12 protein-coding genes and 1 tRNA gene are annotated in these 15106 nt (G+C 28.4%); 10 read left to right on the top strand and 3 right to left on the bottom strand.

What is annotated here, in order from left to right; all coding sequences use genetic code 11:
- Nucleotides 1-458 precede the first annotated feature (458 nt).
- From L8X24_RS05950 to L8X24_RS05940, 3 genes are read left to right on the top strand one after another with little or no spacing between them, the layout of a single operon-like run.
- Entirely contained in the window at nt 459-1223 is a 765-nt protein-coding gene (locus L8X24_RS05950; RefSeq protein WP_263664024.1) for a class I SAM-dependent methyltransferase, read from the top strand.
- 1 nt (nt 1224) lies between these two features.
- The gene (locus L8X24_RS05945; RefSeq protein WP_263664023.1) at nt 1225-2580 is read left to right on the top strand and encodes an ATP-dependent DNA helicase; all 1356 of its coding nucleotides are present in this window, start codon (nt 1225-1227) and stop codon (nt 2578-2580) included.
- Between the two features lie 2 nt (nt 2581-2582).
- On the top strand, nt 2583-3227 hold the full coding sequence (locus L8X24_RS05940) for a flagellar basal body-associated FliL family protein (protein WP_263664022.1): 645 nt from the start codon (nt 2583-2585) through the stop codon (nt 3225-3227).
- Here L8X24_RS05940 and lolA read toward each other — a convergent pair whose 3' ends face one another.
- Nucleotides 3228-3734 (bottom strand): LolA-like outer membrane lipoprotein chaperone, encoded by a 507-nt coding sequence (gene lolA / locus L8X24_RS05935; protein WP_263664021.1) that lies wholly within the window; start codon nt 3732-3734, stop codon nt 3228-3230.
- A gap of 117 nt (nt 3735-3851) precedes the next feature.
- On the opposite strand from lolA, the gene secA reads away from it, so the two are divergent.
- From secA to L8X24_RS05900, 7 genes are all read left to right on the top strand, one after another.
- The gene (gene secA, locus L8X24_RS05930) at nt 3852-6443 is read left to right on the top strand and encodes a preprotein translocase subunit SecA (protein ID WP_263664020.1); all 2592 of its coding nucleotides are present in this window, start codon (nt 3852-3854) and stop codon (nt 6441-6443) included.
- A gap of 8 nt (nt 6444-6451) precedes the next feature.
- Nucleotides 6452-7741, top strand: coding sequence for a sigma-54-dependent transcriptional regulator (locus tag L8X24_RS05925; RefSeq protein ID WP_263664019.1), 1290 nt, complete (start codon nt 6452-6454; stop codon nt 7739-7741).
- A gap of 12 nt (nt 7742-7753) precedes the next feature.
- Nucleotides 7754-8770, top strand: a complete 1017-nt coding sequence (locus L8X24_RS05920) for an aspartate-semialdehyde dehydrogenase (RefSeq protein ID WP_263664018.1) — start codon at nt 7754-7756, stop codon at nt 8768-8770.
- Nucleotides 8771-8781: 11 nt separating this feature from the next.
- Nucleotides 8782-9288, top strand: coding sequence for a YqhA family protein (locus L8X24_RS05915; protein ID WP_012661246.1), 507 nt, complete (start codon nt 8782-8784; stop codon nt 9286-9288).
- Between the two features lie 12 nt (nt 9289-9300).
- Nucleotides 9301-10323 (top strand): uroporphyrinogen decarboxylase, encoded by a 1023-nt coding sequence (gene hemE / locus L8X24_RS05910; RefSeq protein ID WP_263664017.1) that lies wholly within the window; start codon nt 9301-9303, stop codon nt 10321-10323.
- Entirely contained in the window at nt 10320-11228 is a 909-nt protein-coding gene (locus L8X24_RS05905; protein WP_263664016.1) for a radical SAM protein, read from the top strand. Before hemE ends, L8X24_RS05905 begins: the two co-directional genes overlap by 4 nt.
- 68 nt (nt 11229-11296) lie before the next feature.
- Nucleotides 11297-11371 (top strand) — tRNA-Asn (locus L8X24_RS05900).
- Between the two features lie 85 nt (nt 11372-11456).
- Here the strand turns inward: L8X24_RS05900 and L8X24_RS05895 are convergent.
- Both L8X24_RS05895 and serS read right to left on the bottom strand, forming a co-directional pair.
- Nucleotides 11457-13859, bottom strand: a complete 2403-nt coding sequence (locus L8X24_RS05895; protein ID WP_263664015.1) for a tetratricopeptide repeat protein — start codon at nt 13857-13859, stop codon at nt 11457-11459.
- A gap of 8 nt (nt 13860-13867) precedes the next feature.
- Nucleotides 13868-15103 (bottom strand): serine--tRNA ligase, encoded by a 1236-nt coding sequence (gene serS, locus L8X24_RS05890; RefSeq protein ID WP_263664014.1) that lies wholly within the window; start codon nt 15101-15103, stop codon nt 13868-13870.
- Nucleotides 15104-15106 lie beyond the last annotated feature (3 nt).

Genomic DNA, 15106 nt, shown 5'->3' with positions numbered 1-15106 from the left:
AATTGGTTTATTTTTGGATTGGTTTAACTTTTAAATTAGTTTATTTTTTTAATTATTATTGATTTTTATTTTTAAATTTTTCTTATTTTTAAATTTTTCTTATTTTTCTTATTTTTCTTATTTTTCTTATTTTTCTTATTTTTCTTATTTTTCTTATATTTCTTTATGGCTCTTAGTTATTTATAGTTTTTTGTTTTTTACGGGTTTTATTTGTGTTTTTTAGTCAGCTTGGTTATTGACTGTAGGTGAATTTTTAATTTCTAGTTTTTAATTATTTATTTTTTTATTAGTTTATAAATTTTAGTTTTATATGCTATTTAGTTATATTGTGAAAATTTTTAATTAATTTGTATTGATTAGATTAGATAGGGTGTTTATTAAGAATTAGAAGGTTTGGTTTTTTGATGAAATTTTAAATGAAAAGTTTTGATATAATAAAACTATTATAAGGATGTATGATGTTAGATAATAAGTATGATGATAATATTTTTTTTGATAAATATGCCTTAATGCTAAGATCTAAAGTAGGATTGGATGGTGCTGGTGAATGGGAAGATTTTAAAACATGTTTACCAAGTTTAAAAGATAAAGTTATATTAGACTTAGGTTGTGGATATGGATGGCATAGTATTTATGCTTTAGAAAATGGGGCTAAAAAAGTTTTTGCTATTGATTTATCTTTAAAAATGTTAGATAAAGCTAAGACTAAAACAAGTAAATATAAAAATAAAATATCCTTTTATAGAGGTTCTTGTGAAGAAATAGATAAAATCACTGACTTACAAAATATGAAATTTGATATAGTTATTAGTTCTTTAGTTTTTCATTATATAAAGGATTATGAAAAATTAATTTTTAATATTTCAAATCTTCTTAATAAAAATGGTAGTTTGGTTTTTAGTGTTGAGCATCCTGTTTTTACCGCAAATATTTCCCAAGATTTTATATATGATAATAATGGGGATATTCAATTTTTTCCTATTAAAAATTATTTTTATGAAAATAAAAATAAATATAATTTTTTAGGTGAGGGTGTGGTTAAATATCACCGTACCTTAACAAGTTATATTTCTCCCTTATTGCAAAATAATTTTAAAATAACCAATATTATTGAGCCAAAGCCTTCTAATAAAATTATCAATCTTTTTCCTGAATTCAAAAATGAATTTAAAAAAGAATGGCATAGGCCAATGATGTTGATAATATCTTGCATGAAAGAGTAGCTTGAACTTAGTTGTAGATAAATTAAGATTTTTTTTAAAAAATAATAATGTATTTTTAAGTGGTGGTGCAGGTGTTGGTAAGTCTTTTTTAACTATGGAACTTATAAAATCTTATAGAGTTCAAGGAAACATTGTTATTGTATTGGGTTCTACTGCTCTTAGTGCTTTTAATATAGGTGGGGTTACTTTGCATAGTTTTTTTGCTTTTAAAAGATGTCAAAATTATGATGAGTTATATTATGAAGATAGAAAGCAAAAAGATAAACTAGAAAAATTAAAGAGAATTTTAAAACAATGCGATTTATTGGTTATTGATGAAATCTCTATGGTAAGTGCTTCGTTGATGGAAATGATTTATTATAGATTATCAAGAAGTGGTTTTAATGGTAAAATTTTATTAGTTGGAGATTTTTTTCAACTTCCACCCGTGGTTAAGCATAAAGAAAATCAAATTCAAAGTACTTTATTTCAAAATACTTTATATGCTTTTTCTTCACAAGCCTGGAACGATCTTAAATTTATTAATTTAAAACTTAGTGTTACAAAAAGAACTTTAGATAAACAATTTTACGAATATTTGTTTTTTCTTAGAATGGGTGAAACAAATAAAGAAATATTGAATTTCTTTAAAAAAATGTTAATTAGTTCAAAAAATTTACTTGAGTATATGGATGAGTATACTTTATTATGCGCTACCAATAAAAAGACTAATCATATTAATACTGAAAAATTAAATCTTTTGCAAGGTAAAGAAAGTATATTTAAAGCAAAAGCTGAAAAACTAGATTGTACCTTAGATGATAAAACTTACGAGCAGTGGATTAATGGACTTAATTCTTTGAGTGAGTTAAAATTAAAAATAGGTGCTAAGATTATTTTTTGTGTGAATAATAAAGAAGAAAATTATTACAATGGGGAGCAAGGTGTTGTTTTAGATTTTATAAAAGATAAAGAGCAAGAATATATTCTGATAGAAAAAAATAATGGTGAAAGATTGAAATTAAAACCATATGAATATACCTTAGAAGAGTATGAGTTAGACAAAGATGAAAAACTAGAAGTTAAGACAAAAGCTAAATTTGTTCAATTTCCTATAAAATTAGCTTATGCTATAACAATCCATAAATCTCAAGGTATGAGTATAGATAAATTAATATGTAATATTGATGGAATTTTTGAAAAAGGACAATTATATGTATGTTTATCAAGAGCCATTAATCCAAGTAATTTAAAAATAATATATAATTATAAAATGCCTTTTGAGGATTATTTTTTAAAAATTTTAAAATTTGATAAAGAGGTAAAGCGATTTTATCTGCAAGAAAAGTTTATAAATTTAGAAGAAGATAGGGAGTGATTATGAGATGGGCAGTAATTTTATTTTTTTCTTTTTGTAGTATTTACGCCAATTCTTTGAGTATAGAAGATTTTAGAACGGATTTGTATTCAAAAGCTGGAAATAATACTTTAAAAAAGATTGAAATGACTTTAGATTTTGAGGGAGAAAATTTAGAACAAAAGAAAATTACAGACGCATTAAATACTATTGTATCTAGTTATTTTTATGAAGATTTGTTTACAGAAGTGGGTAAAAATAACTTCAAAGAAACTTTGCTTAAATTTAGCAATAAAAAATACAAAACCCAAATAAAAAACATTTATATTTTAAAAATTAACTCAGTGGCTCAATTTGATATAGAAGAGCTTAAGCGTTTTGTAAAAGATTTAGAAAAAAAGGAAGAAGATTTAAAAGAAACTGCTAAGCAAGAAGAAATTCAAAATATTCTTAAAGTTGCTAAAACTTCAGATCAAAATAATACCCAGCCAAAAGACATAAATGCTACTCAAACAAACAGTATTAAAGATAGTAATATAAGTTTTAATCAAGATACTAATACAAGCAAAGAAGCTATGGATATGATTTTAAAAACTATGGAAAATGCTCAAATGCAAATGTTAGCACCAAGCAAAGAACAAGATTTGTTTAAAGAGATACCATTTTGATTAATGGATTATATCAAAATGGCTTGGAATTTTTGGTATAAAAATATTATCGTTGATATTTTGATCAAATTTTTGGTTGTAAAAATAAATACTAACTAAATTTCCTAATTCATCTTTATAAGAAATACTGTTAAGGCTACCGTTTTCTAGTTTGATATTATATATGATATTTTCGTATTTTGCTTCATAATTTTCATGAGATATTAATTTTGCATTTTTAAAAATTGCTTGAAGATTTGGTAAATTTTGCAATTGAGTATAAATGGCTTGTTCTAATTCAGGTTCTATGATAACAACTTCTTTGTTGTTGATATAAATTTGCTTTTTATTCGGCTTAGTATAATTCCAAAAGGCTTTATTTTGAGTGATGATAAAATTTCCTTTGTAATTTAGCGAAGAATTATTACTTTGCACTTTTTGTTCAAAATCACTGCTAAAATTTTTAAAATTTATATCAAAAGCAAAAATATTACAAGCAAATATCATTAAAAATACAAAATATTTCATAATTATCCTTTAAAAATTTTACAAATTATATAAAATTTATGCAAATAAAATTTTATATAGTTCTAATTAAAATCAAGGTATAATCTAGCATATATTTTTGTAATTAAAGGTAAAAAAATGTTTTCTAGTGTATTTAAAGCAATATTTGGCACAAAAAACGATCGAGAAGTAAAAAAATATTTAAAGAGAGTTGCGCAAATTAATGCTTTAGAGTCAAAATACCAAAATTTAAGTGATGATGAATTAAAACAAAATTTTATAGATTTTAAAACACAAATTCAAAAAGAAGAAAAAACTTTAGACCAAATACTAAATGATGTTTTTGCAATAGTTAGGGAAGTAGGAAAAAGAACGCTTAATATGCGTCATTTTGATGTGCAATTAATCGGTGGTATGGTTTTACATGAGGGAAAAATCGCTGAAATGAAAACCGGGGAAGGTAAAACCTTGGTTGCAACTTTACCTGTTGTATTAAATGCTATGAGCGGTAAGGGTGTGCACGTAGTTACCGTAAATGATTATTTAGCCAAAAGAGATGCAGGGCAAATGAGTGCTATTTATAATTTTTTAGGTTTTAGTGTAGGTGTGATACTTTCAGAGCAAAATAGCGATGAAGCACATAAAAAAGCTTATGAGTGTGATATAACTTATGGTACAAATAATGAATTTGGCTTTGATTATTTGCGTGATAATATGAAATTTTCAAAGCTTGAAAAAGTACAAAGAGAGCATAATTTTGTTATAGTTGATGAAGTAGATAGTATTTTAATAGATGAAGCAAGAACTCCGCTTATTATAAGTGGACCTACAAATAGAACTTTAGATGGTTATATTAAAGCAAATGAAGTAGCAAAACAAATGCAAAAAGGCCAAGCAGCGACTACTCCTCAAGAATTACCAAGTGGAGATTTTGTTGTTGATGAGAAAAATAGAACTATCATGATTACAGAGGTTGGAATTTCTAAGGCAGAAAAATTATTTGGAGTGGAAAATTTATATAGCTTAGATAATGCAATATTAGCCCATCAGCTTGATCAAGCTTTAAAAGCACATAATTTATTTGAAAAAGATGTGCATTATGTATTAAGAGATAAAGAAGTTGTAATTGTTGATGAATTTACAGGAAGGCTAAGTGAAGGAAGACGCTTTAGTGATGGCTTGCACCAAGCGTTAGAGGCTAAAGAAGGAGTAAAAATTCAGGAAGAAAGTCAAACTTTAGCAGATATTACTTTCCAAAATTATTTTAGAATGTATAAAAAATTAGCAGGTATGACAGGTACTGCACAAACTGAGGCAACAGAATTTTCTCAAATATATAATTTAGATGTAGTTTCTATACCTACAAATATACCGGTTGCAAGAATAGATAAAGATGATTTGATTTATAAAACTCAAGAAGAAAAATTTAAAGCAGTTATTGAAGAGATAAAAAAAGCAAATGCAAAAGGTCAACCGGTTTTAGTAGGGACTGCAAGTATTGAAAGAAGTGAAGTATTTCATAATATGCTTGTAAAAGAACGCATTCCTCATCATGTGCTTAACGCTAAAAATCACGAGCAAGAAGCTTTGATTATCCAAGATGCGGGTAAAAAAGGTGCAGTAACCATAGCCACTAATATGGCAGGTCGTGGCGTTGATATAAAAATAGATGATGAAATAAGAGCTTTAGGAGGGCTTTATATCATAGGAACTGAACGCCATGAAAGTAGAAGAATAGATAATCAACTTCGTGGTCGTGCAGGGCGTCAAGGTGATCCTGGTGTAAGTAGATTTTATTTAAGTTTAGAGGATAATCTTTTGAGAATTTTTGGCGGTGATCGCATTAAAAATATCATGGAAAGATTGGGTATAGAAGAGGGTGAGCATATAGAAAGTCGCATTGTTACAAGAGCTGTAGAAAATGCTCAAAAAAAAGTTGAAAGTTTACATTTTGAAAGTAGAAAACATTTGCTTGAATATGATGATGTGGCTAATGAGCAAAGAAAGACTATCTATAATTATAGAAATGAATTACTAGATGAAGAATTTGATTTGCAAGATAAAATTTTAAAAAATATTGTTGAATATAGCAATCATTTGGTAAGTCAAATTTATCTAAATGCAGAGCTTGAAGATGATGTTAAACATTTTGAAAGCTTAAAGCAAAAAGTAAGTTATGAGTGTAACCTTGAACTAAACGAAGCTGATTTTAAAGATTTAGGTACGATTGAAGTAGAAAACAAATTAAGTGAAATTTTAGAAAAAGCTTATAAAGACAAAATGAGTATTATTGAAGATAAGGAAGCTAGAAGAATTGAAAGAATTTTATATCTTCAAATTTTAGATAATCTATGGAGAGAACATTTATACCAAATGGATATTTTAAAAACTGGTATAGGTTTAAGAAGTTATAACCAAAAAGATCCTTTAGTGGAGTATAAAAAAGAAAGTTATAATCTTTTCATGGAGCTTGTTGAGCGTATTAAATTTGACAGTTTAAAATTGTTATTTAATGTAGTTTTTACTCAAAAAGAAGCACAAAATTTTGAAGAAAAAAGCCATGAACAAAATGAGCAGTTTTTATCAAATACTACAGAAAGTGGTATTAATGAAAACGGTGAAGCACAAATTACTAAAGTGCCTAGAAATTCACCTTGTCCTTGTGGTAGTGGCAAAAAATATAAAGAATGTCATGGTAAAAGTGGTCCTAAAAAAGGTATTTTAGCTTAAGGTTTGAGATGAATTTAGTTATAGTTGAAGATGATATAAATATGAGAAAATCACTCGAAATAGCTTTGGGTGAGTATGAAGAATTTACTATAAAATCCTATAAATCAGCAACTGAAGCGCTAAAAAAATTAAATGATGATGTTGATTTAATTATTACAGATATTAATATGCCGGGTATGGATGGTATTGAATTTGTACAAGCTTGTGAGAATAAATATGATTTTATCATTATCACAGGCAATGCAACGCTAAATCGCGCTATAGAGGCAGTAAGGCTTGGAGTAAAAGATTTTCTAGTAAAACCATTTGATATTAATACTTTAGTAACTGCAATAAAACGCGCAAAAATAATTCAAGAAAAGACTTCTAAAAAAACAAATAAAAAGACTTCTAAAAAAGAAGAAAATCAAGATTTTTATGGTACTTCTAAGGCTTTGGAAAATTGTCTAAATTTGGCTTTAAAAGCTGCTAAGACAGATGCAAGTGTGCTTTTTTTTGGAGAAAGTGGGGTAGGTAAAGAAGTTTTTGCAAATTTTGTGCATAAAAATTCAAAAAGAGCACAAAAACCTTTTGTGGCTATTAATATGGCAGCAATTCCATCAAATTTGATAGAAAGTGAGCTTTTTGGTTTTGAAAAAGGTGCATTTACTGATGCTAATACTACTAAAATAGGGTTGTTTGAGCTCGCTAATGAAGGCACTTTGTTTTTAGATGAAATAGGTGAAATGCCTTATGAAATTCAAGCAAAATTATTAAGAGCTTTACAAGAAAAAGAAATTACAAGATTAGGGAGTACTAAAAGTATAAAGATTGATGTAAGAATTATCAGTGCAACTAATGCTCATATAGAAAAAAAGATTGCAGATAATGAATTTAGACAAGATTTATATTATAGACTTAATACTATTCCTATTAATATACCACCGCTAAGAGAGCGTCAAGAAGAAATTTTGCAAATTGCGCAAAAGGTATTACTTGATACGTGTAAAGAATATGATTTTAATGAGAAAACTTTAAGCCAAGAAGCACAAGATGCTTTATTAGCTTATGATTTTCCAGGTAATATTAGAGAATTGATTTCTATTATACAAAGAGCTTGCATTTTAAGTGAAAATGATGAGATTAGTGCTCAAGATTTATTTTTAGAAAGTAGAAAAAGTAAAGATATTAAAAATCTTGAAAAAGAATTGATTTTAGAAGCTTTAAAAAATTCGCAAGATATTACAGAAGCAGCTAAGCTTATAGGGATGAGTGAGAAAATTTTTAGCGAAAAAATGAAAAAATACAATATTACTTAAAAAGGACGGACAATGAAAAAAATAGCTATTGTAGGTGCAACAGGAGCAGTTGGTGAAGAACTTTTAAATGTCTTAGATGAGCTTGATTTTCCAGTTGAAAGTATTTTGCCATTAGCAAGTGCAAAAAGTGCAGGTAGTGAAGTAGAATTTAGAGGTAAAAGCTATAAAGTAAAAGAATTAACTCCAAGTGTTTTTAAAGAAAATCCTGTAGATATTGCTTTTTTTAGTGCTGGAGGAAATATAAGTGCTGAGTATGCAAAATACGCAGTAGAATGTGGTGCTGTGGTGATTGATAATACGAGTCATTTTAGAATGGATGAGAATGTTCCTTTGGTGGTTCCTGAGTGCAATAGTGAAGATATTAAAGATTGGGAAAAAACAGGGATTATTGCTAATCCAAATTGCTCTACCATACAAATGGTACATGTTTTAAAACCACTTGATGATGTATTTAATCTAAAAAGAGTAGATGTAAGTACTTATCAAGCAGCAAGTGGCGCAGGTAAAGAAGGTATGGAAGAACTAGTTCAAGGAATGCAAAGTTTTTTTGCTTTTAAATTGGATGAATTTGAAGCAAAAACTTTTCCATATACTTTGGCTTTAAATTTAATTCCTCAAATTGATGTTTTTAGCGACAATGGCTATACCAAAGAAGAATTAAAAATGGTAAATGAAACGCAAAAAATATTGCATAAAAAACTTGAAATTTCAGCAACTTGCGTAAGAGTTCCTGTGCTTAGAAGCCATAGTGAAGCCATTACTATGCATTTTGAAAAAGATGTTGATGTTGCTAAAGTTAAAGAGATACTTTCTAAGGCACCAAGTGTTGTTGTGATTGATGATGTAGAAAATAAAAAATACCCTATGCCACTTTTTACAAGTGACACTAACGAAACTTATGTAGGAAGAATTAGACGTGATATTAATCACAAAAACATTTTACATTTATGGTGCGTGGCTGATCAAATTCGTGTAGGAGCTGCTACAAATGCAGTGCGTATTGCGCAAAAATGGCTAGAATTGGTTTAAAAAGGAGAAAAATGCTAGAAAGATTTTTTGAGAATTTATTAGTTAAAAGTCGTTTGGTTACTATTTTACCTGTGATTTTTGGTTTAATAGGGGCTTTTGTTTTATTTTTTATCGCAAGTTATGATGTGATTAAAGTTTTAAAATATGTATTTGAATACTTTATGTTGCCAAATTCTACGGTAGATTTGCATGAAGATATTGTTGGTTTGATTATAGGAGCTGTGGATTTATATTTGATGGCTTTGGTTTTATTTATTTTTTCTTTTGGAATTTATGAGCTTTTTATTAGCGAAATAGAGGATTTTAAACAAACAAAGCAGTCAAAAGTTTTAGAAGTACATAGTTTGGATCAGCTAAAAGATAAGCTTGCAAAAGTAATTATCATGGTTTTAGTTGTAAATTTTTTTCAAAGAATTTTACAAATGCAACTTAATACAGTTTTGGATATGACTTATTTAGCAGGTTCTATTTTGGCTCTTTGTGTGGGGCTTTATTTCTTGCATAAAAGTGATCATTAATAAGGAATAAAAATGATTTTTATTGATGCGTGTTTTAAAAAATCAACTCCTTATACTCCGGTTTGGATGATGCGTCAAGCAGGAAGATATCTGCCTGAGTACATGGAAGTTAGAGCAAGTGCTGGGGATTTTTTATCACTTTGCAAGGACTATAAAAAAGCAAGTGAAGTTACTTTGCAACCTGTGGATATTTTGGGCGTTGATGCAGCTATTATTTTTTCAGATATTTTAGTGGTGCCTTTAGAAATGGGTATGGATTTAAAATTTGAAAAAGGCGAAGGGCCGGTATTTTCAAATCCCATTAAAACTAAGGAAGATTTGGAAAGATTAGATGCTGAAAAAAGTATTAAAAATCTTTCTTATGTTTATGATGCACTAGCGCTTACTAGAGAAAAACTTGTGCATGATAAAGCTTTGATTGGTTTTTGTGGAAGTCCTTGGACTATTGCTACTTATATGATAGAGGGTGGCGGTAGTAAAAATTATGCAAAATGCAAAAAATTAGTTTATCAAAATCCTGAATTTTTACATCAAATTTTATCTAAACTTACTTTAGCTTTAAAGCATTATGTTCAAGAGCAAATTAAAGCAGGAGCTAATGCTATACAAATATTTGATAGTTGGGCAAGTGCTTTAGAAAAAGAAGTGTTTTTTGAGTTTTCTTTTAAATACATGCTTGAAATTGCTAATTTTATTAAAGAAAAATATCCACATATTCCCGTGATTTTATTTCCTAAAGGTGTTAGTGGATTTTTGGATGGTATAAATGGAAATTTTGATGTTTTTGGTGTAGATTGGAGTACGCCTTTAGAATTGGCAAAAGAAAAGCTAGGCGCTAAATATACTTTACAGGGTAATATGGAGCCTTGTAGATTGTATGATAAAAAAGCTATTGAGCAGGGTGTAGATAAAATTTTAAATATCATGCAAGATGGTGCGCATATTTTTAACCTTGGACATGGTATTTTGCCTGATATTCCTGTTGAAAATGCTAAATATTTTATCAAGCTAGTTCAAGAGAAATCACAAAAGTGAATAAAATTACCTTTGGACCTATAAGCTCAAGAAGATTTGGACTTTCTTTAGGGATTGATTTAAGTCCAAATCAAAAACAATGTAATTTTGACTGCGTGTATTGTGAATTACAAGCTGCAAAACCTGTGGAAAAATCTTTAGTATATCCAAAAATTCAAGATATCTTAGAACAGGTAAAGCAATCTTTAGCTAGCGATGTGAAATTTGACTTTCTCACATTAACTGCAAATGGTGAACCTAGTCTGTATCCTTATTTAAAAGAATTAGTTTGTGAGTTAAATAAAATAAAACAAGATAAAAAACTTTTGATTTTAAGTAATGGTAGTGGTGTGTTAAATCCAAATGCATTCAATGCTTTATTGGATATTGATGTAGTTAAATTTAGTCTTGATAGTGCTAAAGAAAAAACATTTTATAGAATAGATAAAGCTCTAAAACAAATTAAACTTGAAGCAATGATTGATAAAATGATTACTTTTAGGGAAAAATTTCTAGGTGAGCTTGTTATGGAAGTTTTAGTTGTACAAGATTTAAATGACAATAAAGAAGAAATGTTGGCTTTAAATGAGGTATTTGATAAAATAAAGCCATTAAGAGTAGATTTCAGCACTATTGATAGACCTCCAGCTTATCCTGTTAAAGGTGTATCTATGGAAAAATTAGAAGAATTAAGTATGTATATTAATAGCGCCCCTGTTGTGCTTGCTAAGCATTATTATAAAGATGAAAAAATTGATTTTAATGCTCAAGAGCTTTTAAAAATGTTGCAACTTAGAGCTCAAAGTGAATTTGATATAGAAAACAAATTTAGTCAATATAGCAAAGATATATTAGAAAAGCTACTTAATGAGCAAAAAATTATTGTAAAAAATCTAGCTGGAGTGAAATTTTATAAAAAAATATAATTTTTTACGAAAAACTCTTGACAAGAGTATTTTTTTCTTATATAATACCATTTCTTATTTATTGATGTTCCGGATTAGCTCAGCGGTAGAGTAGTCGGCTGTTAACCGATTGGTCGTAGGTTCGAATCCTACATCCGGAGCCACTTCTTTTTAAATTATAATCCTGATTTTATAAGTGTTAAGTAAATTATATGATTTTATATAACTAGTATTTTCGTAACGAAAATACTAGTTTTTGATATCAAAAGTAAAGAATTTGCTTTCGAAGTTATTGCCTACTTTTTCATACTGAAACATAGCAGGTTCTAGGTTTTGCACTTCATGGTATAAAAGTCCTAAAGCAAGTCTTGCTTCTAAGGTTTCTTCGTTTTCTAATCTTGCAAGTTCAAGTAAAGCAATGGCTGAGTTTGGATTATTTGAACCTATTGCTGCAACTGCGGCTAAAAATAAAGTTTGAGCATCTTTAATTTTGTAATCATCTATTAAAATATTATAAAGTGTATATGCTTCTTGGTATTCTTTTGCAAATATATCTACATAAGCTAGAGCAAAGATTAATCCAATGGAATTTTTATTACTCATGGCTAGTCTTTTTTTAATATCATTTCTAACATGATTAAGCAAGCCTGTTATTTGCATAAGCGTTACATAGCTATCTTTAACTATCCCAGCTCCTCCAAATAAAGAATTATAATCAAGTTTGGTATTTAAAAAATACATTTGAGCTTGTTTGGCGTATTCTTTGATATTTAAATTCATATTTTTGGAGTTAAAATATAAAATATTGCTAATAATATCCTCACTTAATAAATCTTTTAATTCTTTTATTTTTTGGTTTCTTAGGGTTTCAAGATTATTGCCATTTGCAGCTATAATAGCAAATATTAACTCCAAAGGTGTGTTATTAGTTTTTGAAAGATTATCTAGGTAAGGAATAGTAGCAGTAAAGTCATTTTTAGCTAAATATAGTAAATATTTATATATATTGTTGTTTTGATCAATGGTATTATCTGCTTGGAGATTTTCTAAAAGTTCATTAGCAAGTTTTGTATAATCTTTCTTTGCTAGATCCATACAATATATGCCAAAAATTCCTGCAATATAATTTTTAGGATTTAAATGATATGCGGTTGAAAAGTGCTTGTAAGCATTGTTATAATCTTGTAATTGTGCGTAAGTTAGGGCAAGATTATAATGAATTACATCATGAGCATGATAAATTTCACTTAAGTTTTTAAATTCTTGATTAGCTTCTCTTAGATGAAAATTAAAAGCTAAGTTAATAGCATGAGATAATTCTATATTAACCCCTGATAAAGCCTTACTTTTAACAAGTAATTCATTTTCGTACTCATATCCTTGTATAAAATTTCCCAAATCAGCCTTTGTAATAAGCTCCATGCTTTGTTTAACATCAAAAACACGATATGGTGAAAAGTAAAACAGTAAATCATATATTTGTTGTTTTCCAGTAATCAATCTCTTGGCAAAATTTTGTTGGGCAATATCAATATTTGAAAAATTTCTTTTTAATCTTGTTTTGATATTATAGTATTTTGAACCTATATCTTTATCTTTGATGTAAAGAGCTTTTAAAATTTGCGCACCACTTTCAAATTGACCGGTTTTTAATTCAACTAAGGCTAAAGCAACCTTACTTCTAGCTTCATGTTCTCCTATCTTTGAGGCTTTTTCAAGATATTCTTTAGCTTTTTGATAGTCTCCTGATTTTGCATATAATAAGCCTAAGGGTAAGCTTGCTTCATAATCTTCTTGTTTTTGTAAAAAATCAATGGCGTTTTTTTCTGATTTTAATAAAGCATAAACTTTTGCTCCAAGATAATAAGATTCACCTTGATAACCATTGATGTTGTTTGAGCGCATAAACATTTGCAAGGCTTCAGGGTAAAATCCTTGATAATAATTAATTAAACCTAGATAATAATCATACAAAGATGATTTGGAATCTTGTGGTAAATGCACTCTTGCTAAGTCAAGATAATAATTAAATTTTTCTTTATTACCAAGATTAAAATAACACACAGCAGTGTTTATGGCAGCAGCCACTTTGTGTTCTTCTAATTCTAAAGATTGCTTGAAATTTTCAATTGCGCTAGCATAATCTTTTTGTTTCATTTGGGCTACGCCAAGATTGTAACTAGATAGGGATTGATTAAAAATGTTAATGTTATTGTAAAGTTCTAAAGCACTTTCTACATCACCTTTTTCATATAATAAATTTGCTTTTTGTACTACAAGATCTAATGCTGATTGTTTTACTTTAGTGATGCTTGAGCTAGTATTATCATCTAAGACTTGAGTATTTAAAATAGCTTGTTTATCTTCTTTGAAAACTATGAGTAAAATTAAAACTACAAGCAATATTAGAGCAAGAGCTCCAAGTGCAGAAATTAAAATAATAAATTTTTTATCAAAAAGCTTTTTTTTCTCTTCAGGTTGTGGTGCTTGAGGTTCTTCTTCCACTCTTTGAAAGGTACTTTCTTCCTCCTCTAATTCAGGAGGTATCATGCCAGGAGGGATAGCTTGTTCTTCTACTCCTGGATTTTCATCTAACTCAGAGAAAGCTTTTTCTTGGTTGTCTTGTTCTTTAAGTGTTACTTCTTCGGCCATGTTTTCTCTTAAAAGTATTTTCTTAACACATCAGGAATTCTTATATTTCCATCTTTTTCTTGATAGTTTTCCATAATAGCTACCAAGGTTCTTCCAACAGCTAGTGAAGAGCCATTAAGTGTATGCACTAATTCGTTTTTGCCTTTATCGTTTTTAAAGCGAATTTTTGCACGTCTTGCTTGAAAATCTTTACAATTAGATACAGAGCTAATTTCACGGTATTTATTTTGAGATGGAAGCCAAACTTCTAAATCCACTGTTTTTGCAGCTGAAAATCCTAAATCTCCAGTACAAAGCATCAAATGTCTGTGTGCTAGACCTAAAGAGCTTAGCAAATCACTAGCACAATTTAGCATTTCTTCAAACATTAGCTCGCTTTGATCAGGCTTGCATATACTAACAAGTTCTACTTTTTCAAATTGATGTTGTCTTATAATGCCTCTTGTGTCTCTACCTGCACTTCCTGCTTCTTGTCTAAAACAAGCGCTATAGCAAGTCATTTTTAAAGGTAATTCTTCTTGGGTTAAAATTTCATTAGAATAAAGATTGGTTACAGGAATTTCAGAAGTTGAAATGAGGTATAAATCATCATTTTCTACCTTATACATATCATCTTTAAATTTAGGAAGTTGTCCAGTACCATACATGGTCGCACTATTTACTAAAAATGGCACATTAACTAACTCAAAACCTCTACTTCTATTAAAATCTATCATATAATTTACTAAGGCTCTACTTAGTAAAGCTCCTTCATTTTTAAGTACACAAAAGCGACTTTGCGAGATTTTAACTCCTCTTGTAAAATCAAGCCAATTTAATTTTTCTCCTAAATCATGATGTTCTTTAATTTCAAAATCAAAACTAGGTGGGGTAAGAACTTTTTTTAATTCTACATTCTCATCTTCATCTTCCCCAAAAGGCACACAATCATCAGGGGTATTTGGTACTGCTAGAGCAATTTGCTCCAGTTTTTCTTCTAATTCATTAACGATTTTTGATTGAGTATTAATTTTTTCTTTATTTTGACTTAGTTGTGCTTTTAAGCTTTCTTTATCTTGTGCTGTTGCAAGTTCTTTGCTAAATTTGTTTTGAAAAGCTTGAAATTCTTCTAAAAGTGCTTTTTCTTTTTTTAAATTTATAAATAAATCACTCAGTTCTTTGAGTAAATTTTCATCCACTTTTTTAGCTTTTAATTTTTGTGCAATTTCATCGAAATTATTTTGTAAAAGTTTTAAATCTAACATTCT

The sequence above is a fragment of the Campylobacter sp. CNRCH_2015_0814 genome, from assembly GCF_025772765.1.
Lineage (GTDB): Bacteria > Campylobacterota > Campylobacteria > Campylobacterales > Campylobacteraceae > Campylobacter_D.
Note: the sequence above shows the minus strand (reverse complement) of the source record. Positions and strands in the feature narration are given on the sequence as shown.

Bases quoted from the DNA above. Each gene is read 5' to 3' on its own strand.
- L8X24_RS05950 (WP_263664024.1), top strand. From the start codon at position 459: ATGTTAGATAATAAGTATGATGATAATATTTTTTTTGATAAATATGCC.
- L8X24_RS05940 (WP_263664022.1), top strand. From the start codon at position 2,583: ATGAGATGGGCAGTAATTTTATTTTTTTCTTTTTGTAGTATTTACGCC.
- lolA (WP_263664021.1), bottom strand. From the start codon at position 3,734: ATGAAATATTTTGTATTTTTAATGATATTTGCTTGTAATATTTTTGCT.
- secA (WP_263664020.1), top strand. From the start codon at position 3,852: ATGTTTTCTAGTGTATTTAAAGCAATATTTGGCACAAAAAACGATCGA.
- L8X24_RS05925 (WP_263664019.1), top strand. From the start codon at position 6,452: ATGAATTTAGTTATAGTTGAAGATGATATAAATATGAGAAAATCACTC.
- L8X24_RS05920 (WP_263664018.1), top strand. From the start codon at position 7,754: ATGAAAAAAATAGCTATTGTAGGTGCAACAGGAGCAGTTGGTGAAGAA.
- L8X24_RS05915 (WP_012661246.1), top strand. From the start codon at position 8,782: ATGCTAGAAAGATTTTTTGAGAATTTATTAGTTAAAAGTCGTTTGGTT.
- hemE (WP_263664017.1), top strand. From the start codon at position 9,301: ATGATTTTTATTGATGCGTGTTTTAAAAAATCAACTCCTTATACTCCG.
- L8X24_RS05895 (WP_263664015.1), bottom strand. From the start codon at position 13,859: ATGGCCGAAGAAGTAACACTTAAAGAACAAGACAACCAAGAAAAAGCT.
- serS (WP_263664014.1), bottom strand. From the start codon at position 15,103: ATGTTAGATTTAAAACTTTTACAAAATAATTTCGATGAAATTGCACAA.